Origin of the sequence: Maribacter confluentis, assembly GCF_030505015.1 — a bacterium.
In the GTDB taxonomy this organism is placed as follows: Bacteria; Bacteroidota; Bacteroidia; order Flavobacteriales; family Flavobacteriaceae; genus Maribacter; species Maribacter sedimenticola.
Genome location: NZ_JAUKUC010000001.1, coordinates 1672549 through 1698664, shown reverse-complemented (window position 1 = coordinate 1698664; position 26116 = coordinate 1672549). Strand labels below are relative to the sequence as shown.

Sequence of the window (26116 nt, the reverse complement as noted above, 5' to 3'; positions counted from 1 at the left end):
ATTTTGTGCAATGAAGATACAGCGTTTTCAAGATTTAAAGGTGTGGTAAAAATCACAAGATTTAAGAGTTTTAGTTTCTAAAAAATCTTTAAACTTGAAGCGTCAAGTGTTGTTAAGAAAAACAGTTGAGTTAATTGAAAAGTCAAATGAAATTTATAGAATACTTTACGTACTAATTCAGTGAATAAACTAAGCTCTAACTACTAAACCCTATTAATGACCGATATAAAAATTACAATAATAGACCGCGACGGAGTAACCCACGAAATAGATGCTCCTACGGATATGAATATGAACCTTATGGAAGTGGTACGTTCGTATGAACTGGCACCAGAAGGAACCATAGGTATTTGTGGAGGTATGGCAATGTGTGCATCTTGTCAGTGTTATGTGGAATCTGACCACGAATTGCCGGAAATGAGCGATGACGAAGAAGCCATGTTGTCCGAAGCTTTTAATGTTAAGGAAAATTCGCGTTTAGGTTGTCAATTGCATATTTCTGAAGAAATGGACGGACTCAAAGTAGAGCTAGCTCCAGAGGATGTATAACTGTTTCTTATCAATAAAACAATACAATGGTTTTCCAGAACTATAGTCATTTCGCGTGATTGTAGTTTGCAGTAAAGCATAGATATAAAAGTGTATCGAGAATATCTGAGATATAAATGAGTGTTCTCGATACAAATCTTCTTATACTTTGACAATTCACTCGAATTGACATATTTTTATTTTCCAACAACCAACAACCAACAACCAACAACCAACAACCAACAACCAACAACCAACAACCAACAACAACAATCTTATATCCTTGCCTGATAGGTGAACAAGTTATGGTATCTGCCTTCTTTGGCAATCAGTTCTTCATGGGTGCCCTGTTCCGCAATACGTCCGTTTTCAATGACCAAAATTTGATTGGCCTTTCTAATGGTGCTCAAGCGGTGGGCTATGACAAAGGTTGTTCTTCCCTTGGTAAGTTCGGCCAAACTTTTTTGTATTAATGATTCACTTTCGGTATCCAGATTTGAGGTTGCCTCGTCCAAAATCAAGATTCTTGGGTTGGCCAGTACGGCCCTTGCAATGGCTATTCGTTGCCGTTGCCCACCAGATAGTTTTACACCACGCTCTCCTATTACGGTATCCAATCCATCCTCAAAGCGATCTGTAAATTCATTAACATAAGCCGCTTTGATTGCATCCTGTAATTCCTGTTCAGAAGCATCGGGTCTTGGAAAAAGAATGTTTTCCCTAATACTTCCTTCAAATAAAAAATCATCCTGCAGAACCACTCCCAAGTATTTTCTAAAACTCGTCAGGTCCACTTTGGCCATATCGACCCCGTCAATGGTAATCTCTCCTGAGTCTGGATTTAAAAAACTGGCGGCCAAGCCAGCAATAGTAGATTTTCCAGACCCTGAACTACCCACCAAGGCAATGACGTCACCAGGTTTCGCTTCAAAACTTATGTTGTGCAAAACCTCCTTGTCCTCCTCGTATGCAAAGGACACATCATTGAAAACCATGTCTCCTTTTATATTGCTCAGGTTGATCGTACGGTTCTTTTCATCAGATTCAGATACTTTGTTCATCAATTCTTCGGTACGGTCCAATCCGGCCAAGGCTTCGGTCAATTGACTCCCAATATTGCTCATTTGAACAATAGGGGCCACCATCAGCGCAAGTAAAAATGTAAATTCAAAATACTCGCCCGTGGTCAATTCTCCTTGCATCATCTTATACCCTCCAAACCCCATCATTATGCCCGTAGTAGCAAGGCCTAGTAAAAATGTGGATGAACTTGTCATAATTGCGGTCGCGGTCAAACTTTTCTTCACATTTTGATACAAACGGTCAACACCTTCCTCAAAAACCTTACTCTCTTGTTCTTCAGCATTAAAACCTTTAATGACACGTATACCTCCAAGGGTTTCGGTCAACCTACCCTTTACTTCCGCATTAATTTTTCCACGTTCCCTAAAAACAGGTCGTATAATTTTAAATGCTTTTAGCGCTATAAGGGCAAAAAGAATAAGTGGTATAAAGGTCAGCAAGGTCATGGTTGGGCTAATTCTCAATAATAAAATGAGTGAAACCACCGCCGTAATGGTACCTCCTACCAATTGTACGAGTCCGGTACCGATCAAATTACGTACACCTTCCACATCGCTCATTATCCTGGATACCAACGCACCTGATTTTGTATTGTCAAAAAAACGTATGGGCAAGGAAAGAACTTGTTTTTGAACCTGTGCTCGTAGTTCGGAAATCATATATTGGGCCTGTATACTAAGAACTTTGGTCAATAAAAAGGACATGACTGCCTGAACCAAAAAGGATAGGATAACCACGGCCACCAAAACTTTTAACAGATCATAATCTTTATTGGGAACAATATCATCCAGAAAATAACGCAAGGATACCGGAGCCACAAAACTGGCCGCTTTACTGATAACGATCAATAATAAACCCAATAACACAAGTTTTCTTCTGGGCCAAATTATAGTTTTAAATGCGGTTAGTATACTTACTTTTTTTTCTGCCATTGGGGTAATTTGTTTGGTTTTTAATGTCCGGTCAAGACCTACCGGTAATGAATCGCAAGTTACTTCAATTCTAAAGTTTAACCGAATCTAGAATAGATTTTGATATTGATGTAAGGTATCGATAAAGGTTTTTATATTTGAGTAACCAGACTACCGCTCAATGTTTAAAAAAACGATCTTCTTTTTTCTTCTAATTGGTTTGTGTGCCAATGCTCAAGAACAATATTATGAGCTGCGTGATTTTGTAACCGATAGTGCCTACATTTTTACGCCAGAACAAGAAATGGATTTAAATCAGCGTTTGGTAGATTTTGAAACCGCTACTACCAATCAATTGGTCATTGTAACTATAGAGCAACTAGGTTATGAAACCATTGAGACTTATGCCAATGGGCTGTTCAACCAAAACGGAATTGGTCAAGAAGGAAAAGATAACGGACTACTGATTCTATTTTCAGAATTGGACCGAGAAGTAAGAATAGAGGTAGGTTATGGGTTAGAGCCTTATATTACCGATGCCGTTGCCTCAAGAATCATAAGAAATACCATGATTCCTAATTTTAAGGAAGAGGCATATTTTAATGGTATTGATCATGCGACGAATCAGCTTATTGAATTTCTTAATGACCCCGAAGCATTAGAAGAATTTAAACAAGAAATAGCTGATGAACATGACAAGGAAAAACTTTACATGAACATCTTCCTTGGTGTTTTTCTTTCCATATTCATGGGTGTAGGTGGTTTTTTCTTCTTTAGGAGTTATCAAAACGTAATAGAGGTGTTTAGAGGGGTGTTCATTGGTAAGTTAGGTGTACTGCCCGGTATTTTTATGTTATTAGGAGGCTCTATATCAACTTTGTTTGGTATGGTGTTCATGGTAATTCCTTTGTTCATTGCATATAGTATTTATACGTCTGACCAAGATATGGTAATGCACATTTTTGATGAACCAAAGCTTTTATTATGGCTATTGTTACCCTTTTTTGGTATAGCGGCTATCATTGCATTTATAAAACTAAAAATAACGGGCAAGGACAAACTAAGTATTTCATGGTTAAAAAATGACAAGACTTATTATAGAAAAACATTCTCCTCATCAGGAAGCCATTCATTTGGTTCGGGCAGTCGTTCTTCTGGTGGTAGTTCTAGTTCATTTTCTGGCGGGGGCGGCAGTTCTGGCGGTGGTGGTGCAAGTGGCAGCTGGTAAAAATAAAGTACATTTATAAGCCTTAATGATCTAAAAGTATAGTGGTTATGAATAAAATAGTTTATGTGTTGGTCTTCATCCTATTTTTATCTTGTAATACGGAGAAAGCCGGTAACCCCAAAGTGAATAAGTGGGAGGCACAAGCGGCAAATGTTGAGATTATAAGGGATGGTTATGGTGTGCCTCATATTTATGGTAAGACAGATGCAGATGCCGTTTTTGGATTGTTGTATGCACAGTGCGAGGATGATTTTAACCGTGTAGAGCAAAACTACATATGGGCAACGGGTAGATTGGCAGAAGTAGTTGGTGAAGAAGCCTTGTACAGCGATTTGCGCGCAAAACTGTTCATGACCAAAGAAGAGGCTAAAGCGAATTATGAAAAGAGTCCTACTTGGTTAAAAGAGTTATGTGATGCTTTTGCAGACGGAATAAATTACTATCTCTATACGCACCCAGAAGTAAAACCGAAATTGCTGACGCATTTTGAACCATGGATGCCCATGTATTTTAGTGAAGGCTCTATTGGTGGGGATATTGAGCGCATTTCTACTAGGAAGATCGCCGCTTTTTATGAGAGTGATATGGAGCTGCCCAAGATGGAAATATTGCAATTAAATAAAGAGAAGGAAGTGGAGGAGCCTCAAGGTTCTAACGGAATTGCAATTACGGGTAAGCTGACACGGTCCGGTAACCCTTTGTTATTGATCAATCCGCATACCTCGTTTTATTTTAGGGGAGAAGTTCATGTAGTTTCTGAAGAGGGATTAAATGCCTATGGTGCGGTAACTTGGGGCCAGTTTTTCGTTTACCAAGGATTTAACGATAAAACCGGATGGATGCATACATCAACCTATACCGATGTTATGGATGAATTCAAGGAAACGATTATAAAAAACGATGACGAATTGATGTATCAATACGGAGAAGAATTACGTCCTGTGGCATCGTCTGAAATAATATTAAAGTATCTGGATGGAGAAGTATTGAAAGAGAAAAAATTTCCTGCATACAGAACGCACCACGGACCCATAACCCATGTTGCCGATGGGCAATGGACGGCATCTGCCATGATGTGGGAACCTGTAAAAGCCTTGGAACAATCGTTTATCCGTACAAAACAAAGTGGATACAAAGGTTTTAGGACCATGATGGATATCCGAACCAACTCAAGCAACAATACGGTTTATGCAGATGCGGAAGGCAACATTGCATACTTTCATGGAAATTTTGTTCCAAAAAGAGACGTTCAGTTCAACTATTCCCAACCTGTAGATGGTAGTGACCCTAAGACAGATTGGCAAGGATTGCATACCGTAGATGAAAATATTCTAATAAAGAATCCTGAAAATGGTTGGATCCAGAATTGTAATTCTACTCCGTATACTGCAGCGTTGGAATTTAGTCCTAGCAAAGAAGATTACCCCTATTATATGTCCAGGGATCAAGAGAATTTTAGGGGAGTACATGCTATTGGCTTATTGAAAGATCGTAAAGGATATACCATAGATAGTTTAATTCAATTGGCACATGATCCATTTTTACCAGCCTTTAAGGCGCTCATTCCTGGATTGGTAAAGGCTTATAATTCGCATGACGATAAAAATCCAAAATTAAGGGGACCAATAAAAATTTTAGAAGATTGGGATTACACTACTGGAGAAGATCAAGTAGCTATGACCTTGGCCCACTTTTATGGAACGGCAATGGGCAGTAGGGCAGCGCATCCGGAAGGGTTGAGTGACATGGAACGTATGATTTATTTTGGTATACATACAGAAGAAGCATTAAAGATATTTGAAGAGGTGATTGATGAACTAACGGCGGATTTTGGTACGTGGAAAATGCCGTGGGGAACGGTAAATAGATATCAGCGAACTACAGGAGATATTGTACAACATTTTGATGATGCACAACCAAGCATTCCTATAGGCTTTGCATCCGGTAGGTGGGGGGCATTGGCCGCTTATGGCGCTCGGTATACAACGGATGGTGCTAAAAATTTATATGGTACAAGGGGCAACAGTTTTGCCGCAGTTGTTGAATTTGGGGATACGGTAAAGGCTAAAAGTATTCTGGCAGGCGGACAAAGTGGTAATCCCGGTTCGCCACATTTTAACGATCAGATTGATAGTTACAGGAATGCAAATTGGAAAGATGTACTTTATTATCGTAATGATGTTCTAAAAAACGCAAAACGCACGTATGTTCCTGGTAAGTAAAAAAACTAAGTAAAAAATTAGGACTACATTGATTCTTTGGTAACGATCAAAGTAGCCTTAGAACCCGCGGATAATAACCATTTGTTAGAGTAGATCAGCTCTCCTTTATCATTGTACACATCTACCTGTGCGGTGTTAGGTGCAGAGGAACCGTGGTTCAAAGCTTCAAAGTCCAAACGGTTAAAGCCATCTTGTAGGTCTACATTAATTCCTTTAAAAGCTCCGGTCAGTAATAGATTTTGCTCAATGACCATATCGTTCATATAAATCTTAACACGGTCACCGTCTACATATTCATGATCTCTACAAACAATACCAATATATTTTCCGTTACTTTTAATATCTCCTAAATACTGGTCTGCAAAAAATTGTCCAGATCCATTTAGGCGCTCTCCAGGACCAACCCTTGGGTCAATTTTCATGCCCGTGCCTGCCTGTACCAATTCTTCATCGGGCAACATTTTTACCGGATTTCTGGAATTCATATCAATATTGGGCTGTTCCTTGATCAGAGAAGGCATATTTAAAGCATTACCCGTACTTGTCTTGCCTTGCGGCTCAATAGGTTTTGCCGCCTCAATTTTTAAGGGTTTTGGAGTAGGAAATTCGGACTGTGCGGAAACCTTGGTTAATGCACAACAAACCATAACTATTAAAAGAAAAAAAGAATTTCTCATTTATTACTCAATATGATGAAATAAAGATAACAAATACCCTGCCATGGGCACTTAAGGCTTCGTTAAAAATTAATTCATTATCATATAATTCGTTGAAATGTAGCTGTTAGCAGTGTTAGTCGCTGTCTTTTTCTTGTTTTTGCTCTGTTTTGATGAAATCACCATGAATCATCTTTTCTTCTTCATAAATAACGTTTGATATTCCTATCATGACCGCAGCCATAACGATGGTTACCTTCCTTTTAAGCCAAAGGAAGGCTTTGTTGATTTTTTTGCAATGCATAAAAGTGATGATAAATTAGTAGAGATAGGTTTTATCATGCGTACACTTGGTACACTAAAAAATAATCTTAAAGATTATTTTCTTTTATGCAGTTCTTTGATATATAGAGGAAAAGATTGAATTAAGAAATGTAGCTTGTTTTATACCTGTTGCATTTGTTGAAAAGATAAGGTTCTGACTTTTTAGTTTAAGCTGTAATCTACTTTCGGAAACTATAGTTATACCACGGATACTTTTACAAATACCAGAGGTGTTAGGAGCAATTGCAGTGTTTTGATGGTATGGGGCAGATAGGTTATCCTGATAGGTTAAATACTCCCTAGATGGATCAAATAAAGAAATTTCAAAATTTATGCGCGAATAGTTACATGTACTTGAACATACCCGATTTGCCGAAAGTCCGAGCAATAATATGAGTGAGACTAAATATGCGTATAATTTTTTCAATACATTATTTTAAATTTTCCCTTACGAATGAAATGAAATTTCCGCTCATTATTTTCTCAATGTCTAGAGGTGCATACCCTCTGTTTTCTAATAAATGTACGCTTTTTTGCAAATCTGCAATGGTATCTACATCGGCAGGACCTTGTTCTTTTCCAAATCCGCCATCTAGGTCAGAACCAATGCCTACATGATTGGCATTACCGGCAAGTTGACAAATGTGATCGATATTATCGAGCATTTGCTGTAGACTAACCCCTGCAGATTGCGGTGTAGAAACCCCTCTTTCCCAATTTGGAACCATCATCCAAGCATCAAGTACAACACCAATAACACCTTTACGTGATATAATTTCCTTGATCTGTTCATCTGTAAATTGCCTATGGTGGTTAACTAGGGCCCTGCAATTATTGTGGCTGGCCCAAAGAGGACCGTCATAATTCACCATAGTTTCCCAAAAACTGATATCGCATAGATGGGTTACGTCTAAAATTATTCCTAAACGTTGAATTTCCTTTAATAGCGCTCTTCCTTTGGTACCTATTCCACCAGATGAGTTGGTACCATGGGCATATGTGCCGGGGCCATAATGTGCGGGGCCAATGGCGCGTAACCCTTGATCATATGAACGTTTTAAGTATGAGATATCAATGATAGAATCTGCACCTTCTAAACTTAATATATAGCCAATAGGTTTCTTTTCATTATCGGTTTTCCAAAGTTCCAGGTGCGCATCAAGTTGGGTTTTGTTGGTGATTTGAACCATTTCTTTAGCATCTTCCATGCTTCTGTACCATGCCAGTTGCCCTTGTGTCTGTGCCCATGCCTGTTGGGGTGATTTCCACCCCGGTAGTGTATTGTCCTTATGGACATAACGGGCAATTTGCGTTGCCATACAGAGCCCTATATTACCTTTTCGCATAGCATCTAACGATACTGTATTGTTACCTCTATCCGGTTTGTCGGTCATACCTTGCTCACCTTTTCTAATATCTTCAACAGACCAAGTAAGGTCGCGGTTCCACTCCATGGCATTCATAGATAGGTCTAAATGGGCATCGAATATAAACATGTTTAAATAGTAGATTTTTGGGTTCTTGCAGTTACCGGCCAATGATCGATAACCTCATTATCTTTAACGACGGTAAGGGTATCGTATTTAGCTACGGTAGGACAAATATGTTTAGGAACTGCGTAGTGCACATCACCTATCTCAGGTATGGTAAGGTCGTCATATTCAACTACCAAATGCTCTTCTGACTGACTAATTTGCTTACTGTGTTCAAGGTCTAAAAATTCTATTCGGGGAAAAGGCATTTCCGGTGCTATGGATTTATGACCTAGATCAAAACAAAGAATACCAGTAGTGGGTTTGCTGAGTATACGTGTTATTAAAACTGCCGCAGGTAAAAAATTCATCTCTGGAAAAAGATTTCCATAGCCGGAATCCCAAAGTAATGTGGTACCTGGGCTGGCCTCCACATCTTTCCGCTTGCAGTGAAATGGAAATGTTGGTGAACCACCAGCCACTATTTTTGGATTTGGTATCCGTAGTTGCTCAATAGCGGCTTTTAATTTTAATACTGGTTCAAAAGCGGTACTGCAATCTGCTTGGCGTATAGTGGGATCCGTATTTCGTAAATGACCATCGTACACATGTAAACCTTCGGCAATTAAATGCTCATGTTCATTTAATGCTCTATATAGGGCCAATGCTTTTTGGTCAGGAGCTAAACCTGTTCGGTTCATACCGTTATTGATATCTATCCACAGCGGAATTTTAATATTATTAGCTTTAGCTAGATCACCTAGCAGATTTACAGTTTTGGCGTTGTCTACGAGGGTAGAGAATTTGGTGTTGCCATATTTTTTTATGAGTTCAACAAAGCGTTTAGTATTTGGGCCAATAGGTTGCATTGCCAATAGGACATCTTTGGCGTTGCAATCTCCAAGCAATTCCGCTTCGGGAATCGTGGCACATTTAAATTTGTGGATTCCAGATAACATTTGCATTCCAATGATGTTGGCATTTTTGAAGGTTTTTACATGGGGCCTTAATCTATTTACATCACCTACCATAGAAATCATGGTATTGATATTATGCTGTATTCTATCTGGATAGACAAGCAGTGAGGGGGAAATAACCTCCTCAGGATAGTGTAAGGAATACCAGTGGTCGTCTTTCATGAGATTTAATGATGTAATTCAAAATGAGCCTCAATTTCAACAGGTATTCCGCCAGGTAGTATCATACCAACTGCACTACGAACACCAACACCGTTATCGGGACCAAAAATAGCTGCCATAAGTTCGCTGAAACCATTAATGACCAAAGGTTGCTGCCCAAAATCTGGAGTGGAATTTACCATTCCCAAGGTCTTTACAATACGTTTAATTTTATCGATATCGCCAAAATGGGTCTGTATAGTGGATAGCATGGTCAAGGCCACTTGCCTTGCGGCTAATTTTGCCTCTTCCATGGTCATATCATCGCCTGCTCTGCCAATGATCAAAGAACCATCATTCTGCATGGGTCCTTGTCCGGATATATAAAGAAAATGGTCCACGACAAGAACCGGTTTGTACAATCCTGCAGGTGGCGGTGCGGGTGGAAGTACCAACCCTAATTCCTTAATTATTTCAGAAGGTTTCTTTTGCATATTTATTTTTTTAAATGAACATATTTATTACCAGAACACCGATCAACCCCATAACCCCTACAGTTGTTTCCATAACGGTCCAACTTTTAAGGGTATCGTTTACGGACAAGTTGAAGTATTCTTTAAAGAGCCAAAAGCCGCTATCGTTTACGTGGGATAACATTAAACTTCCGGAACCAATGGCTAGCACCATTAATTCTGGACTAACTCCGGTGCCTTGCACCAATGGCAGTACAATACCTGCTGCCGTTAAACCGGCTACGGTTGCGGAACCTACGCAAACACGGATGACCGTAGCGATCAGCCAAGCTAAAATTAAAGGAGATACTGAAGATTGTTCCAAAATACCACCAATATATTCGCTTACTCCACTATCGATCAATACCTGTTTTAAAGCTCCGGATCCGGCAATGATTAGAAGTACCATGGTAATACCGGTAATGGCACTGCTTACCGACCCCATAACTTCCGCCATACTTTTGCCTCGTCCCAATCCCAAGGTATAAATAGCCACCAATACCGAAATCAACATGGCTATGGCAGGATTACCCATAAACACCAAAATTTTTGTTAGAAAGAAATCCGTAGGCATAAAGAGTTGGGCAAGAGCGGCAATTGCTATAAGAATTACGGGTAAAAGTGCACTGATGATACTATTGGCCATACTGGGCATTTCATCTTCCTTTAAAATTACAGGATTTATAAATTCCTTTAAAGGGGTAGCGTTTATATTTTTTAAAGTTCTTGAAAATAAGGGTCCTGCCACGATAATTGCTGGGATGGCCACTAAAATACCGTATAATAATGTCTTGCCAATATCGGCATTGAACATAGATGCCAATGCAGTAGGGGCTGGGTGTGGCGGCAGATATCCATGGGTTACCGAGAGGGAGGCCAACATTGGAAGTCCAACATATAATAAGGGCAGCCCGGTAGCTGCGGCAATGGTAAATACCAAGGGTACCAAAATTACGAAACCAACGGAATAGAACATGGGAATACCTACTATAAACCCCGTTAGGACAACGGCCCATTGAATATTCTTTTTACCGAATTTTTCTACCAGTTTTGTAGTTATACGTTGGGCAGCGCCACTATCTGCCACCAATTTGCCCAACATGGCTCCCAAACCTAAAATAATGACGAGAAAACCTAATATATTGCCTATACCTTTCTGAATGGAGTCCACAACACTTAAGGGGTCCATACCTTCTGCGATACCAACGAACAGGGATACGATGATAAAGGTGATAAAAGCATTTAATTTAAAACGGGCAATAAGTACAAAGAGTAGAAGTATTCCTAAAATTACAATGAATAATGGCATGTTAAAGTTGAGTTGATTGGTTGATACTTTAAATATACCATAAAATAAAAGCGCATCATATTTTATATTAATATGATGCGTATTCTTAATGTGAAAATAACTTAATCCGTAGTTTCGGGGGTGATAACTTTGTAGACAATTCCTGCTAGAATAGCACCGATAATTGGGGCCAACCAGAACAACCATAGTTGTCCTAGTGCCCAATCGTTGACAAAAAGTGCTTGACTGGTACTACGGGCAGGGTTTACAGAAGTATTGGTGACCGGTATGCTAATAAGGTGTATAAGCGTAAGGCAAAGGCCAATGGCCAAGCCGGCAAATCCTCTTGGGGCCTTTGTATATGTAGAACCTAAAATCACAAAAAGAAAAATAAAGGTCATAACCACTTCAATGAAGAATGCAGAAGTCATACTATATCCTCCCGGGGAATGCTCTCCATAACCGTTGGCGGCAAAATTGCCCAATACAAAATCTGATTTACCCGAAGCAATAAGAAATAGTATGGCAGCACCCGCAATAGCCCCCATACATTGGGCAATGATATAAGGAAATAGATCTTTACCGTCAAAACGTCCCCCTACCCAGAGACCAATGGATACGGCCGGATTTAAATGACATCCGGAAATATGGCCTATGCCGTACGCCATGGTAACCACGGTGAGTCCAAAGGCCAAGGATACCCCAACAAAGCCAATACCCATTTCTGGAAATCCTGCTGCAAGGACGGCACTACCGCAACCACCTAAGACCAACCATAGCGTCCCGATAAATTCTGCAATAAATTTTTTCATTTTAATAAGGTTTAATTGATTCTATATATTTAGAAACCAAAACCTTATGTAAGTCACATAATTGTTGAAGTTTTAGGGCGTTTTTTTAAACTAGTTTTTTATGATCAATGAGATGTTAAACCATTTTTTTCAATCCAAATAGGGGATGTAAAATTTTTATTTTTAAGATTATAAAATGATAGATTAACCAGCAAATTAGGAATGTACCTATGATAAGAACAAATGACTTGGTAAGCAGCCCCCAGTTTAAATCCTTTACATAATAGGCCAATGCAATTGTGACTGTTTGGTGCAGGATGTAAAATGGGTATACTCCTCTATTGGCATAATTTAGGTATTTGCTTGGTTTGTTCTTATAGGTTGCTGCATAGCCCAATAGTACAAGAATCCATGACCAAAAATTAAAGACTTTTAAAAATGCTTCAGTAAAATGTACCACGTAACCATCTTCCAATTGCCAGATTAAGAGTAGACCTATAAATCCTAAAATACCAAATCTCAGTGCTTTTTGTCTGATTTTTGATAGAGCTATCCAGAAAACCTCTTCATTGGCAACAAGGACAAAGCCAAAGAAAAACAAGGTCATGGAAGAAGTGAAGTTAAACCAGTCATTAAGGAGGTCATGGGTAATATCAAAAAAAGGTTCCATAAATGCTTCTAGCAAATACAATGGTATTATAAAAATGTAAGGTCCCAGTGGTTTATGAAGTATTCCCTTGGTCCAACTGATCAGTTTATTTTTTCTATGTTTTAAAAAAATGAAAACGGGGGATAGCAGAATGGAAAATATTAATAGGTAAGGCAAAAACCATAAATGGTGCCAGCTAATGTTACCTTCTGGGTAAACACCCTTATATGCAATAGTACCAAGATATTCCAGATAGGATCCGTGAAATTGATTTTCCGCCAGACGTTCAAAATAAATTTGAGGGGGTACAATGACCAACATACCAAAGAGCAGGGGCACACCTAATCGTAGAAAACGTTCTTTGTTAAATTCCAACAGGGTGCGTTTAGAAAAAGCGTAGTAGGTTCCCATACCAGAAATAAGGAATAGAATGGGCAATCTCCATTGGTTTAAAAAAAGCATAGGCCAGGTTAGCCATTCATAAATGATATTGTTTTTTAAATGCCACCCCCAAGGAACAAAGAACATTCCCACGTGATAGAATATTAATAGCGAAAAGACAAATACACGCAACCAATCCAAATCGTATCTTCTAAACCTTTTATCCATGACCGTTAAGTTTTGGTCAAATTTGAAGATTTTAGATGTCTTTGTGGTTTTAATGGACCGCCAATCTCTCCACAATTACAATTTTGGATAAATTGTTTTTTGAAATTTTGAAGGGGAAGACCCTATTTCTTTCTTAAAAGCATTGTAAAAGGCAGATTTGGATTTAAAACCAACAGATGCTCCTATAGCTTCAATGGTGAGATGGTTATATTGCGCATCTATAAGTCTATGTTTTGCAAGGGCTATTCGTTTAGAATTGATGTAGGAATTAAAGTTTGAGCCAAACCCTAGATTAATTGCCTTTGAAATTTGGTTGGGGTGCATCTGTAAGCGTCCGGCCAGGTCATTTAAACTTGCATTTATGGATAGCACATACTCTTCTGTATCAACAAATGTTTCTATTTCCTTAAATGAAATTTGTTTGGTAGGTTTTCCTAAAGTTTCATATTTGTCCGCTACCCAAGATTTATCAAAAAAGCGTGATTCCGAAACTATAATATAGGTGGTTGCAAATGCCACTACGGTTTCAAAAATTGCTATATATTGATCACCCTTATCATCATCATATACATAAAATACGCAAAAGACAAGTAAGAAAAAGAAACACAGTATAAGCGCGGAGTTTCTTGTAAATATATATTTGGCATAGTTGCCGGTAGACGCATTTTGAGTAATTCTAGCATGTTCTTCCCTAACCAAGATCATTGATAGGATGGTATAGGTTAAAAGACTTATCAGAATAAGCCAATCAAAAATATCCTTGAAAAAATGATAGCTGTAATTAAAGTTTTCTGTTACGTTAGCAGTGGGAAAATCATTAAAATATGCACCTAGATAAGCATTAAGTTTAACTGATAGTGGTGCAAGGTAAAAAGGAATTTGAGACATAAAATAGCCCACTGGAAGCACAAAATGCCACCAACCTTGTTTTAGGGATATGTGCCTCCGCTTTAAGAAACCATAAATGGAAAAATAAATCATGGGTCCTAATAAAAGGACCAAAGGTTCCGTAGAATCGTTTAAAAAAAGTACATGCTTCATTAGCCCGGTGTAACAGACATATACATCTAAAAATATTATGGCACCGAACAAAATTGCTAGGGCCAAATATTTTAAGGGCGGGTTTCCCTTACTTTTTAACAACATTATAAGACTTATAAAGATGTTTTGTACCACCCCCAACAACATAATGCCCGATGTTAGATTATGCCTAACAGGAATTTGGTCTATAAGTTCGTTTATTGTAACCATTACATTACTTTTCTCTATAGTCCTCTAGTTTTTGGGGACCTTCAAGTAAAATACGTACAACACGTAAAGTACCATCATCGGTTGTGTTGATCTGCCATTTGATCAATGAAATCTTTCCGTTTTCTATCTCAATTCCTGTTATACTCCTAGGGTGCACACAACTACCATCGTTAAAAAGGGGGATATCACCAGGTTCTGGAAAACGGGGCCTGTGGGTATGCCCTATGACCGTAACCAAAAGGTTGTGCTTTAAAATCCATTTTTTTATACGCCGTTCTACTTTTATAAGTTCCGTGTAGTTCTTTGCGGGAGAGGTAGGATCGGCAATGCCCCATACCTGTAAAGGTTTCCAAAGGACCCTGACTAAAAATCGGCCCCATCTCCAAAAAGTATAGTTCCACCAATCTGCTTGGTGGCCATGGGTAAGAAAAATTTCTTGTTGGGTATCCTTATGCCTTAATATAATGGCCTCATGGTATTTTATGCCCTCAAAGAGCGATTTGTCCTTATCGTCAATAGGCTCAAAATAACTTGAAAGGTGTTTTTTAACATAAGCTTCATCCTTGTAGACCATATCATGATTGCCCCAGATCATGTGCAATCTATGTTCTAGATGAAACTGTTTTAATAATTTAAATACATTTTTATGTGCTTCAAAAATAGATTCAAAGTGAATATTTTCCCATAGTTCATCACCATCACCAAGCTCGCAATATTGATATCCTTCTGAAAAATAGAATTTTAGGGCGTGATAGTAAATGTTTCTATTATTGGCAAAATCATCGGCAAAACTATTGTCGCCTCTATGACAGTCACTAAACAGAATGAATTTGGAAGTATCGTCAAAGGAAAGGACTTTGGCATTTTTAAGGGCTTTATTAAGTCTGGTTTCCGATGACATGGTCTATTTTTCGTTAAATATCCGAAAATCCCGCCAACCATATGGGAGTAGTTTCCAAAAAACTTGTGGTGTTTTGTAACTTTACAGCATAAATGTAGACTAAGAATTACATGAACCATCCGTACAATAGTGTTATGCCTTTAAAGCATCTGGTCAGTTTTGACAAACTTCTGCGGAAGTATGAGGAACAATTGACCGGAGATGACCCTTTTTTGGCCGCAACGGCCAAACGCATATTGGATGCCCAAAGCCAATATCCGGAACTGCGTGACGGATTTACGGATTTTGCTCTATTGGAAGAATACAAGGAGGTTATCGATACAATTTTACAGGATACCTTTACCGAGGCATTGAGTACCAACGAAATTAAGGTTGCCACGTTGCCGTACAGGGATGTTATCATTAAGTCAACAAAACGCTTTCAAAAGATAATCAGTGAAGCTGGTAAGGAATATCAGCCAGAAATGAGAAGCCTTGGCGAAGATATGGACTATATCATGAGCTGTGTTGTGATCTTGAATTTCCACTATGGATTTGAATTTGATTTTAGCAGACCTTATTTTTATGATATACCAGATGCGCAGGGGGTTATGCGCCACTACAGAATTTTATACAATGCAGATTTTATAGAGATTATTGCTACTGAAAAAGCAAAAGACATTACCCAGGACGATGTAGATGAATTATTGGAAAACCCATATGACGTAGCATTGTGGATGGAGAAGATTCCGCCAGAAAGTTTTATTAGCAAGGGTTTTGTCATAGCAAACTTGTTTGACGTTACGGCAGAGCAGGCTATATCAGATATAAAATCAAAATTGATTTCCAAGAATAATTTGCGTCCCGTAAATTTCATGGAGGAATTGCAAGAGACCTTCAAATCCTTCTTTAAACTGCCCAATATAAAGGTGGGTTTTGCCTCATATGATTCCAAGAGCGATAGGTTTGAGGAGATTATAGGCATGAGCTTCAATAGTTTTCTTTTACATGGTCAAGATCATTTAAGCTGCAAGACCGCTTTGTGCATGGAGTCGTATGACAAGTTAATCAATGACAATGCTTATTTCATCATAACCGATATTGACCGTTTTGTGGAGACAAATGGGGGTGTGGAGCCTTATACTGCATTAAAGGAGCAGCAAATTAAGAGTGCAATTTTTGCTCCCATTGCCTTTGAAGGAAAATTATTGGGCGTTCTAGAAGTAGTTTCTGAACGAAAAGGAGTGCTGAATGGTGTAAATGCGCAAAAGCTAGACGATGTAATGCCCTTTATCGTATCTGCTGTGGTACGCGCCAAAAATGAGGAAAATAATAGGATAGATGCAATTATACAGAATGAATGTACCTCTGTGCATTCCTCTGTATATTGGAAATTTCAGGAAGAGGCCAAAAGGTTTATGGGAGATGAGTTGGAAGGAAGACCAACTGCGTTCAGGGAAATTATCTTTAAGGATGTGTATCCGCTATTTGGTCAAATTGATATTAAGGATTCTTCCAAGGCCAGAAACCTTGCCATTCAGCGAGATTTAATGATACAGCTTTCTGAAATAGCCAATGTTCTTACTTTGGCTATGGATAAGTGGCACCTGCCCATTTATGAAGAATTGATATTTAGGGTGAACAATCACCTTGAAAGTATAAAGGAAATGTTGTACACCAATAGTGAGCAGGCCATATTTGATTTTGTACACGATGAAATCACACCGGTTTTTGAGCATTTAAAAAAATCCGATAGTACCATTGAAAAACATATTCTTGCCTATGAGGCAAAGATTGATATGGGTACGGGTTCCTATTACGATCATAGAAAAAACTATGATGAAAGTGTAACCCTGATCAATAAAAAATTATCTGCCGTTATTGATAAGAAGCAAGAAAGTGCACAAAACATGTATCCACATTATTATGAGCGCTTTAAGACGGATGGAGTAGAACATAATATGTACATTGGTGAATCTATATCAGAAGATTTGGAATATAACCAGCTATATCTTAATAATCTTCGACTTTGGCAATTACAGGTAATGTGTGAAATGGAAAATGTACACTATGCCCTAAAACCTGAGTTGCCCGTTCCGTTAGACGCCACCTCATTAATACTGGTGTACAATACCTCATTATCCATTCGATTTAGAATGGATGAAAAACAATTTGATGTTGATGGAACCTATAACGCCCGTTATGAGGTAATCAAGAAAAGGATAGACAAATCATATATTAAGGGAACCGAGGAAAGATTGACCAAGAAAGGCATGCTTTCAATCGTGTATTCACAGAAAAAAGATGAGCTGGAGTATTTAAGATATATTAAGTTCTTAAAATCTAAAGGTTATTTTACCAACAAAATAGAGATTGTTGAGTTGGAGGGGTTGCAGGGCGTATCGGGTCTTAAGGCCATACGTGCCGAAATCCTATACAAAACGGAGAAAGCTCCGGATAAAACCTATACTTACAATGATTTGATCGATACCTTAAAGGAATAGTACTTGGCTCAATAATTCTAGTTTTCTGTCCGGGCCATAGAACTTGAACGAGATTGCAAATGCAATAACGGAGAGGATCATGCCTATCATAAATATAGTGTAGGTCCAACGCAACAAGGTGTATTTTCTATTGAGCACTATTCCTAAAAAATAAAGGTCTTTGGTCAAGGAAGAATATATGTAATCCTTATCCTTTAGCATTTCTTGTATGGCCCACTCGTACTCCCCTAATTTCATTTTATGAAAATTACCAAAAAACAATAAATTCACATTTTTGTTGGCCACATCTTCTTTGGTAAAAGAACCACTGGTTACATTGGGTCTAGTTGCCAAAACCGCTAATATCATTGATACTATAGCAAAGAGAACAAAAATTACGGTTGGGTATATCAGATAATCGTTGGACGGGTTGTCCAATTTTGGAATTAAATTGGATAATGCCAACGATATTATGATAGCATTCACAGAAAGAAGAATATTGGCCTTGGTATCCGCAATGTCACTTAAGGTAATATGATTTTTAAGCGTAACCCTATATAAGGTCTGTATGCCCCGATCTGGACTTTCGCCCTTAAATTTGGCTTTGAGCCGTTCTTTTTTTGCAATTTTTTTCTCGGATTTTTTATCCTTGATCAGCTTTTTTAAATTCTTATCTTTTTTTTCTGACCAATGTTCCTTGGCATAGTCCGTGTAATATTGGTGGTCTGTTCTAAATACTTGAATGTTGCCTTGCAACCATTCCTTTTGGCTAAAATTTTTAACCCCCAGTAATTTTAGCTCCTCACGTAGTAATTCAGATGTTTCAATATAACTACTTTGGGCAAAATGTGAGGAATCCGCATCCCTTATGATTTCCTCCATTAAATTAGATGGCTTTGCATTCCATTTTGTGGCCAGTATACACGTTTTTATCTGTTCTATTTTATTGGGTTCATAACCTTCCTTTGTTAGGAAAGTCTCGGCTATGGTACAGCTGTTCTCCTCATGATCTATTATCCCTTTGGTGTATCCTGTATCATGCAGCCAGGCAACAAGTAGTAATAATTCCCTTTCTTGATCGGATAGAGAACATGAGTCCAATAATTCTTTAGTACTTTTAACGACACGTTGAGTGTGCCTGAGGTTATGATATAGGAAATTCTTATCCAACTTGTTAGTAAGTAGATCGGTCACAAAATCTTGTGCCTTGGCTAAGATATTCGACATAGGAAATTTTGGTTAGAAATACCCAAATTACAAAATTTTAAAGAGGGTTACATTACTATGAGAAAATATTATGCTTACCTATTAATAGTATCCGTAATTACCGGTTGCGCCACCATTGATACTAAATATGTAGATGAAAAATATGCGTTGGACGTTCAAGAGGAAAAAGAAATAATCCATACGTTTTATCTTATAGGTGATGCTGGCCTGTCCCCAATGGGAGATATGAACGCTGCCTTGAAAATTTTCAAGAAAAGACTGGACAAAGCGAAAAAGAACAGTACTGCTATTTTTTTGGGAGACAATATATATCCTGCTGGTTTGCCAGACCCCAAGGATTCTACAGTCGCATATTTTAATGCCAAAAATGATCTTGATGCCCAGTTGAAGACCCTTGATAATTTTAAGGGTAGACCATTGTTCATACCAGGAAATCATGATTGGTATACAGAAGGTTTAATTGGTCTTGAGCGGGAAGAGAACTATATCAAGGATGCATTGAAAAAGAAAGAAAAAGACCCATTTTTACCAGAAAATGGATGTCCCTTGGATGTCATAGAGGTATCGGATGATGTTGCTATTATTACGATAGATACGGAGTGGTACTTGACGAATTGGGACAAACGCCCGGATATGAACGATAAATGCGATATTAAAAGTAGGGAGAAATTTTTTCTGGAATTGGAGGACGCCATAAAGGATTATAGGGATAGAACTACGATTATAGCCATGCATCACCCTAGCACAAGTTATGGTCCCCATGGTGGCCAATTTTCATTACGTAAACAATTCTATCCCAAAGAACTTCCTGTACCGGTACCCGTATTGGGAACATTTATTAATATACTTAGAAATACTTCCGGTGCATCTGTTGAGGATCTGAACAACAAGCGATACAATGAATTGATGAAAAGGGTAACTACTTTGGCCCAATTTTCCGATCGTGTAATATTCGCTTCCGGTCACGAACACACTTTACAATACATTGTTGAAAACAATACACCGCAAATTGTAAGCGGATCTGGGGCCAAGGAAGGTACCACTAGATTATTGAACGGGTCGCAGTTCAATACCGGAAAAATGGGCTATGCCACACTAGAAGTATACAAAGACGGTTCGTCTAGGGTTAGGTTCTATGGTGTTGGGGCTAATGGCAATGAAGAGTTTTTGTTTACCAATACCGTATTGCCACCTACCCAAGTAGAGTATACGGGTGAGTATACGGATTCATTTCCTAAAACCGTAAAAGCGTCGGTATATACGCAAGAGGATATTGATAAGAGTAAATTTTTCAGGACTATTTGGGGAGAACGTTACCGCAAGTATTATGGCACCAAAATTACAGCACCAACCGTTAATTTGGATACGTTAATGGGGGGTCTTATACCCGTAAGGAAAGGGGGCGGTCATCAATCCAAATCATTGCGGTTACAACGAAAGGACGGTAGGGAATATGTAATGAGGGCATTGAAAAAAAGTGCTGAACTTTACCTGCAGTCCATGGCATTTCAAGACCAGTATGTATTGGAAGACTTAAAGGAAACCTATACCCAAGAGCTATTACAGGATTTTTATACTGGGTCGCATCCTTATGGGCCTTTTACCATTGCGGCACTTTCTGATGCCGTGGGACTTTACCATACCAATCCCGTATTGTATTATGTTCCCAAACAACCTGCTCTAAAGGAATACAACGATACTTTTGGTGACGAACTTTATATGATAGAGGAACATGCCGGTGATGGCCATGGAAATTTGGCAAGTTTTGGATATTCCAATGAGCTTAAGAGTACAGATAGTATGTTGGAAGATTTACGGGATGATGAAAAATATGAGGTGGACAAAGATTTATACCTACGGGCAAGATTGTTTGATATGGCTTTGGGAGACTGGGATAGACATGTAGACCAATGGAGGTGGGCAGAATTTAAGGACAAGGAGAGAGATAAAATAATCTATAGACCTGTACCCAGGGATCGTGATCAGGTGTTTTCCAAAATGGGCGATGGTGCCTTAATGAACATTGCAACCCGTATTATACCGGGGTTACGTTTAATGGAAGGTTTTACGGAAGAGATAAGAAGTGTCAAAGGCTTTAATTCATCTCCAAAAACCTATGTATTGGACTTGGCTTTATTGGGCGAAACGGAAAAAGGCCAATGGTTGGCGCAAGCGGATTATTTGCAAAAGAATTTAACTCCGGAAGTAATAGATAAAGCGTTTACCGCTTTTCCGGATGAGGTTAGGGATGAAACCATAGATGAAATAAAGAAAGTTTTGTTGGCACGGCTGAGTCATATACGGGAAACGGCCCAAGAATATTATGGTGTCCTTAATAAGTATGCAGTGGTTGCAGGTACTGATAAAGACGATTGGTTTGAAATTCATAGGCTAAACGAAAGGCAAACGGAAGTAAAGGTGTATAGGAATATAGATGATAAAAAGGAAAAACTTTTCTATCATAAAATTTTTACAAAAGCGGATACCAAAGAAATTTGGGTATATGGTTTAGATGACGATGATATTTTTGAAATTGAGAATCCTTCAAATTTTAAGGGAATAAAAGTTAGGGTCATTGGTGGTCAAAATAATGATTTATATAAAGTTGGCAATGGTAGAAATGTGGCACTCTATGATTTTAAGAGCAAGAAAAATACATTTGAAGAAACGTCCGGGGCAAAAGTAAAGCGCTCAGATGATTATGAGTTAAATACTTACCAGCCTTTAAATGTTAGAAATAGCTTTAACCAAATTATACCTACCATAGGTTTTAATCCGGATGATGGGGTGCGTATTGGATTTTTAAATACATATACTTATAATGGTTTTAGACAAAATCCATTTACTCAACAACATACGTTTGCAGCTTCTTATTATTTTGCTACAAGTGGCTTTGATTTTAAATATCAGGGAGAATTTGCACATATTTTAGAGAATTGGAACGCTGAATTACATGCAAGATTTACCAGTCCTAATTTTGCCGTCAACTTTTTTGGTTTTGGTAACAACACCGTAAACCTTGATGATGATTTGGAATTGGATTACAATAGGGTCAAATTGAGACAAATAGAATTTTCCCCATCCTTGGTGTGGCGGGGTCAACTGGGGGCAAAAGTTAAATTTGGGGTTTCCTATCAAAATATCAGTGTAGAAGAAACGGCGGATAGGTTTATAAATACGTTCTATCAACAAAACGGAGAAGAAACAAACAGTGATTTTTTAGGGGTTCATGCAGGTTATTCCTATGAAAATAAGGACAATGAAGCTTTTCCTACCATGGGCATGTCTACCAGTGTAAATGTTGGGTTTAAGGACAATATTTCCAAAGGTGGTGGAGATTTTGGGTATATTATTCCTTCATTAGGGTTCGATTATAGGCTGGTACCAAATGGGAGATTGGTGTTGGCCACCAAATGGAAGGCACATTTTAATGTAGGTAACGGTTATGAATTTTATCAAGCGGCAAGTATTGGGGGTACGGACGGACTTCGTGGTTTTAGAAACCAGCGGTTCACCGGGAAGACCAGTTTTTACCAAAATACGGATATACGCTTAAGCCTAAAAAAGAAACGTACTTCTCTTTTGCCAATGGCCATGGGTATTTTTGGTGGATTTGATTATGGTAGGGTGTGGTATCCGGAAATAAGTTCCAAGCGTTGGCATACTTCTTATGGAGGTGGTTTTTTCTTGAATGCCTCAGACGTTATTTCTATTAATACGGCATTGTTTGCAAGTGATGATGGGGCAAGGTTTAGTTTTGGTCTGGGATTTGGATTTTAAGGTTTAAGGAAGTGTGTAGGTGTACAGATTGCCACCCGTACCATGGCTTCTTTCATCAGCAAGTAAAATGGTTTTATTATCTATAAAACAAATGGATTCTAATTGGGTTCTTGCACCCAAATCTATTTCTTCCATTTTGCCATTGGAAAAATCATCCCAGCTAAAATTTGTAAAAACAAATAGTTTACCATAGCTGAGAGCTACAATTTTCTCCCCGTTTGGAGAAATATCTATTGCGGTAATCTGGCATAATTTCCAATCTATACAAGGGGTAAAAGTCCCAATCAGCGATGCTTCGTAAGTTCCTTTGCTATCTGGTACGGTATAAATGAATGCCTCACCTGTAAATGGGTTAGATCTATTTTTCGTTACAATAAATAATTTGTTGTTCTTGTGGAATATAGCTTCTGCATCATAAAATAGGGCGTTTCTATTTGGGGGGAATTTTTTTTGTTCTGGATAGTAAAATGCAATTTGTTCGGCATCTATTTTTTCTCCTGGTTCCTGGGAGGGGTTGGGAACTTTATAGATAACTAGATTTTTTCTTGTATTGGCGTTATTCCCAATGTCAGCAATATAAAGATTGCCGTCTTTGTCCTTGGTCAGGTCTTCCCAATCCGTATTGTCCCCATTTTTAACCTTCAGGCTTTTTAGAATTTTACCTTTTTGGTCCACTTGATAGATTTCATCTTTATTGCCGTTATCCTCAATGGCCCAAATTGTAGAATCATTATAGGTGACCATTCCAGAAATTTCTTCTAGGCTAGAGGGTAGGTCCGTAACCACTTTCAGTTGACCATAATTGGTACATGAAATTAGTACAGATGCCGCTATGATTAAAACAGGAAGAAATTTATTCATCGGTCTCTTTTATGGGCAAGAATATTTCGGCCTTCCATCGCAACGCATCTCCGCCCATATTAGGGTTGTTGAAAAAATATTCTATTGGGGTTTGTTCTACGGAAATATTTTCTGCTTTGGCATAATCCAACAAAGAATACCAAGCCCTGTCAGAGGTCATATAGTTACCGTTATATGTAGCTTTCAATGATTTTTTGCCTATGAATTCCTTAAAAACAACATCCTTTATCGTAGGTAAGGAATCTGTTCGGATAATTGGATAACAAAAATTGAACGAAATACTGTCCGTTTGCATATTCCATTCAGTGGTTTCTATGAATGGAATACCGTTCATTTGTATTTCATTATTGATAATGACCGAGTTTAAAAACGGATAACTTTTCATCATGGCAAATGCCTTATTGCTTTGTATGGTGGTGTGTTCAACACAAGCGCAATAGGTAGACGGCAATTCTTCTATACCTTCAAATGTAATTTTGATATCCTTTAAATGTTGGTTTAGGCTCTCCATAAATTCGGTTACCGTTTTACGTGATCTTTTTTCAAAATCGGTATCCGTGAACGGAACATAAAGTTTATTGAAAAAACTATGGTCCACATCTTTAATATCAACCTTTAATTTGGAGGTTGAATCCGTTATTGGTGTAATTTCCCAGTTATAGATATTGGTAGAATCTCCAAAAGTTATTTTTTGCTCAAGATGGTTTAGGTCGTTTAGTTGCTGAATGGTAGCGTTTGGCAAAGTGTTGTTCCATGACTTCAATGATTGGTTGATGGTTCCTGGAAATGATTTTGCCAATACCCTTACTTGGTAATCTTGTGGTTTTATAAAAAAGTACCAAAGTAAGCCAATGACAATAATGGTAGTTGCAATGGTAAATCCTTTTTTCATGTTTAGTTCTGGGCTATTGAATTTGTGTTTTTCATTTTAATTTTTGAGTTCAATAATGCACCGATCTTTCTTCCCTGTCCTACGCCAACCTCTACGGCGGCACGGTAGTGAATACCTCCATACATTCTGCTAATGGCCGCTTCATCTGCAGCTTCATTGAAGGAATTGAATGAACGGACCGGAAGTCCATAAGGTATTTCAGTATCGTCCTCAAAAGAAAAATCCTCTCCAAAAATACTGGTCAGGGCAGTAGCGGCCGCGCCAGAAACCACACTATGCCCGCTGGTATATTCAGGAAACGGAGGGGTCTGTAAAATGGGTTTCCAGTTTTCATCAATATGCTGGTTGATCAAGGTTTCCGGTCTTATCAGATTACTTCTGTATTTTTCGTCCCAACAACTTATGAATCCATCTGCAATGGCCAAGGAGGTTTTAGTATAGGCATATACCGTATCATCAAAATTAGATTCTGTAGTTCTACAGGCAATTTTGGTTATTCCTATCCAATGTGCACCGGGTGTAATTTTTTTGGTAGCGAACATTAAATGCCCCCTGGTAACGGAGACATAAGGGTTACAGTCCCAAAATTTGGCTATGGCCACTTCTTCGGACTCATCACCGTTTTTGGTGATTTCATTATTTATATCATATACTTCCTTTAGCTCTTTATAAAAATGGGAGTCTTTATCCAATGAAAATTCCGGTGGCGGAATGGGTTTGAACTGGGCTGCGGAATCCAATACAAAAGGACGTATTTTGTTCCAATGGGGTTCAATACCATCCATATAGGCCGGTGGGGTAGGTTGCCACCTTGCCGCTTCGTCTGTATTAACGGTAAATTTTGGCATGGTACGGGTTTGGCTATATTGATCTTTTCCCATCCAGTCCTTGATATGCTCGGCGACTTTTAGTCCATAGGTCTTGGAAACCTCAAATTCTGTCTCATTTTGATTTTTCCATTGGGTAAACAAACTATCCTGAAGAACATCAAATTTATCTTCTGAAAATATTAATTGCCTACTTATGTTCATGTGGGCGATCAATGCTGCCAGTTGAGGATTTATGCCTTGTACAGTGTCTATTTCAGGTATTGGTTTTAAATCTGTTACCTGTCCTGCCAATGAATTGTATTCAGGGTTAACCTGGGCAATAATTTCATATGCTGCAATATTTGGGTAGGCAAAAATTCTACTTGCGACCGGGGGAGAAAAAATATCATGGATCATGATATCCACCACTAAATCTATAGAGTTGTGTAGTTCTTCCGGGGTAATTTGTATTGGCTCATCCTTCTTTTTACAATTTAAAAAGAGTAAACCAAAACATAGTAAAGCAAGATACTTTTTCATGT

Annotated in this window: 22 protein-coding genes; 6 read left to right on the top strand and 16 right to left on the bottom strand. The window is 38.4% G+C overall.

The features are described from left to right. Nucleotides 1-216: 216 nt before the first annotated feature. On the top strand, nt 217-549 hold the full coding sequence (locus Q2T41_RS07485) for a 2Fe-2S iron-sulfur cluster-binding family protein (protein WP_144802792.1): 333 nt from the start codon (nt 217-219) through the stop codon (nt 547-549). Between the two features lie 120 nt (nt 550-669). Continuing rightward, a complete protein-coding gene (locus Q2T41_RS07480; RefSeq protein ID WP_304435572.1) occupies nt 670-819 on the top strand; it encodes a hypothetical protein in 150 nt (49 codons plus the stop codon). Here Q2T41_RS07480 and Q2T41_RS07475 read toward each other — a convergent pair. After that, nucleotides 804-2543: an ABC transporter ATP-binding protein gene (locus tag Q2T41_RS07475; RefSeq protein ID WP_304435571.1), complete on the bottom strand. Its 1740-nt coding sequence runs from the start codon at nt 2541-2543 to the stop codon at nt 804-806. The two genes, Q2T41_RS07480 and Q2T41_RS07475, sit on opposite strands and share 16 nt — an antisense overlap. Nucleotides 2544-2703: 160 nt before the next feature. Here Q2T41_RS07475 and Q2T41_RS07470 point away from each other — a divergent pair, with 160 nt between their 5' ends. Then, nucleotides 2704-3750 (top strand): TPM domain-containing protein, encoded by a 1047-nt coding sequence (locus Q2T41_RS07470; RefSeq protein ID WP_304435570.1) that lies wholly within the window; start codon nt 2704-2706, stop codon nt 3748-3750. A gap of 47 nt (nt 3751-3797) precedes the next feature. Continuing rightward, nucleotides 3798-5972: an acylase gene (locus tag Q2T41_RS07465; protein ID WP_304435569.1), complete on the top strand. Its 2175-nt coding sequence runs from the start codon at nt 3798-3800 to the stop codon at nt 5970-5972. Between the two features lie 23 nt (nt 5973-5995). Here Q2T41_RS07465 and Q2T41_RS07460 read toward each other — a convergent pair whose 3' ends face one another. The 11 genes from Q2T41_RS07460 to Q2T41_RS07410 form a co-directional block, all read right to left on the bottom strand. Then, the gene (locus Q2T41_RS07460; RefSeq protein WP_144802783.1) at nt 5996-6649 is read right to left on the bottom strand and encodes a hypothetical protein; all 654 of its coding nucleotides are present in this window, start codon (nt 6647-6649) and stop codon (nt 5996-5998) included. A gap of 115 nt (nt 6650-6764) precedes the next feature. Then, nucleotides 6765-6932 (bottom strand): hypothetical protein, encoded by a 168-nt coding sequence (locus Q2T41_RS07455; protein ID WP_304435568.1) that lies wholly within the window; start codon nt 6930-6932, stop codon nt 6765-6767. A gap of 84 nt (nt 6933-7016) precedes the next feature. Next, nucleotides 7017-7379 carry a hypothetical protein gene (locus Q2T41_RS07450; RefSeq protein WP_304435567.1) on the bottom strand — a complete coding sequence of 121 codons (363 nt, stop codon included), beginning with the start codon at nt 7377-7379 and terminating at the stop codon, nt 7017-7019. Between the two features lie 4 nt (nt 7380-7383). Further along, nucleotides 7384-8448 carry a dipeptidase gene (locus tag Q2T41_RS07445; RefSeq protein WP_304435566.1) on the bottom strand — a complete coding sequence of 355 codons (1065 nt, stop codon included), beginning with the start codon at nt 8446-8448 and terminating at the stop codon, nt 7384-7386. 2 nt (nt 8449-8450) lie between these two features. Continuing rightward, nucleotides 8451-9563 (bottom strand): D-TA family PLP-dependent enzyme, encoded by a 1113-nt coding sequence (locus Q2T41_RS07440; protein ID WP_304435565.1) that lies wholly within the window; start codon nt 9561-9563, stop codon nt 8451-8453. A 5-nt stretch (nt 9564-9568) separates the two neighbouring features. Beyond that, nucleotides 9569-10036, bottom strand: coding sequence for a RidA family protein (locus Q2T41_RS07435; RefSeq protein ID WP_304435564.1), 468 nt, complete (start codon nt 10034-10036; stop codon nt 9569-9571). Nucleotides 10037-10046: 10 nt separating this feature from the next. Then, nucleotides 10047-11363 carry a gluconate:H+ symporter gene (locus Q2T41_RS07430; protein ID WP_304435563.1) on the bottom strand — a complete coding sequence of 439 codons (1317 nt, stop codon included), beginning with the start codon at nt 11361-11363 and terminating at the stop codon, nt 10047-10049. A 101-nt stretch (nt 11364-11464) separates the two neighbouring features. Then, on the bottom strand, nt 11465-12154 hold the full coding sequence (gene aqpZ / locus Q2T41_RS07425) for an aquaporin Z (RefSeq protein WP_304435562.1): 690 nt from the start codon (nt 12152-12154) through the stop codon (nt 11465-11467). 115 nt (nt 12155-12269) lie between these two features. Further along, a complete protein-coding gene (locus tag Q2T41_RS07420; protein WP_304435561.1) occupies nt 12270-13391 on the bottom strand; it encodes an acyltransferase family protein in 1122 nt (373 codons plus the stop codon). Nucleotides 13392-13466: 75 nt separating this feature from the next. Beyond that, on the bottom strand, nt 13467-14642 hold the full coding sequence (locus Q2T41_RS07415) for a helix-turn-helix domain-containing protein (RefSeq protein ID WP_304435560.1): 1176 nt from the start codon (nt 14640-14642) through the stop codon (nt 13467-13469). A 4-nt stretch (nt 14643-14646) separates the two neighbouring features. Then, nucleotides 14647-15543 (bottom strand): metallophosphoesterase family protein, encoded by an 897-nt coding sequence (locus Q2T41_RS07410; RefSeq protein WP_304435559.1) that lies wholly within the window; start codon nt 15541-15543, stop codon nt 14647-14649. A gap of 110 nt (nt 15544-15653) precedes the next feature. On the opposite strand from Q2T41_RS07410, the gene Q2T41_RS07405 reads away from it, so the two are divergent. Then, nucleotides 15654-18026: a GAF domain-containing protein gene (locus Q2T41_RS07405; RefSeq protein ID WP_304435558.1), complete on the top strand. Its 2373-nt coding sequence runs from the start codon at nt 15654-15656 to the stop codon at nt 18024-18026. On the opposite strand, the gene Q2T41_RS07400 is transcribed toward Q2T41_RS07405, so the two are convergent. Continuing rightward, complete coding sequence (locus tag Q2T41_RS07400; protein ID WP_304435557.1) at nt 18015-19232, bottom strand: Pycsar system effector family protein; 1218 nt, start codon at nt 19230-19232, stop codon at nt 18015-18017. The two genes, Q2T41_RS07405 and Q2T41_RS07400, sit on opposite strands and share 12 nt — an antisense overlap. Before the next feature lie 57 nt (nt 19233-19289). Here Q2T41_RS07400 and Q2T41_RS07395 point away from each other — a divergent pair, with 57 nt between their 5' ends. After that, nucleotides 19290-23012, top strand: a complete 3723-nt coding sequence (locus Q2T41_RS07395) for a metallophosphoesterase (RefSeq protein ID WP_304435556.1) — start codon at nt 19290-19292, stop codon at nt 23010-23012. A gap of 3 nt (nt 23013-23015) precedes the next feature. On the opposite strand, the gene Q2T41_RS07390 is transcribed toward Q2T41_RS07395, so the two are convergent. From Q2T41_RS07390 to Q2T41_RS07380, 3 genes are read right to left on the bottom strand one after another with little or no spacing between them, the layout of a single operon-like run. Beyond that, nucleotides 23016-23873, bottom strand: a complete 858-nt coding sequence (locus Q2T41_RS07390) for a hypothetical protein (protein WP_304435555.1) — start codon at nt 23871-23873, stop codon at nt 23016-23018. Next, complete coding sequence (locus Q2T41_RS07385; RefSeq protein ID WP_304435554.1) at nt 23866-24765, bottom strand: GyrI-like domain-containing protein; 900 nt, start codon at nt 24763-24765, stop codon at nt 23866-23868. Before Q2T41_RS07385 ends, Q2T41_RS07390 begins: the two co-directional genes overlap by 8 nt. 2 nt (nt 24766-24767) lie before the next feature. Beyond that, entirely contained in the window at nt 24768-26114 is a 1347-nt protein-coding gene (locus Q2T41_RS07380; RefSeq protein WP_304435553.1) for a vanadium-dependent haloperoxidase, read from the bottom strand. Nucleotides 26115-26116 lie beyond the last annotated feature (2 nt).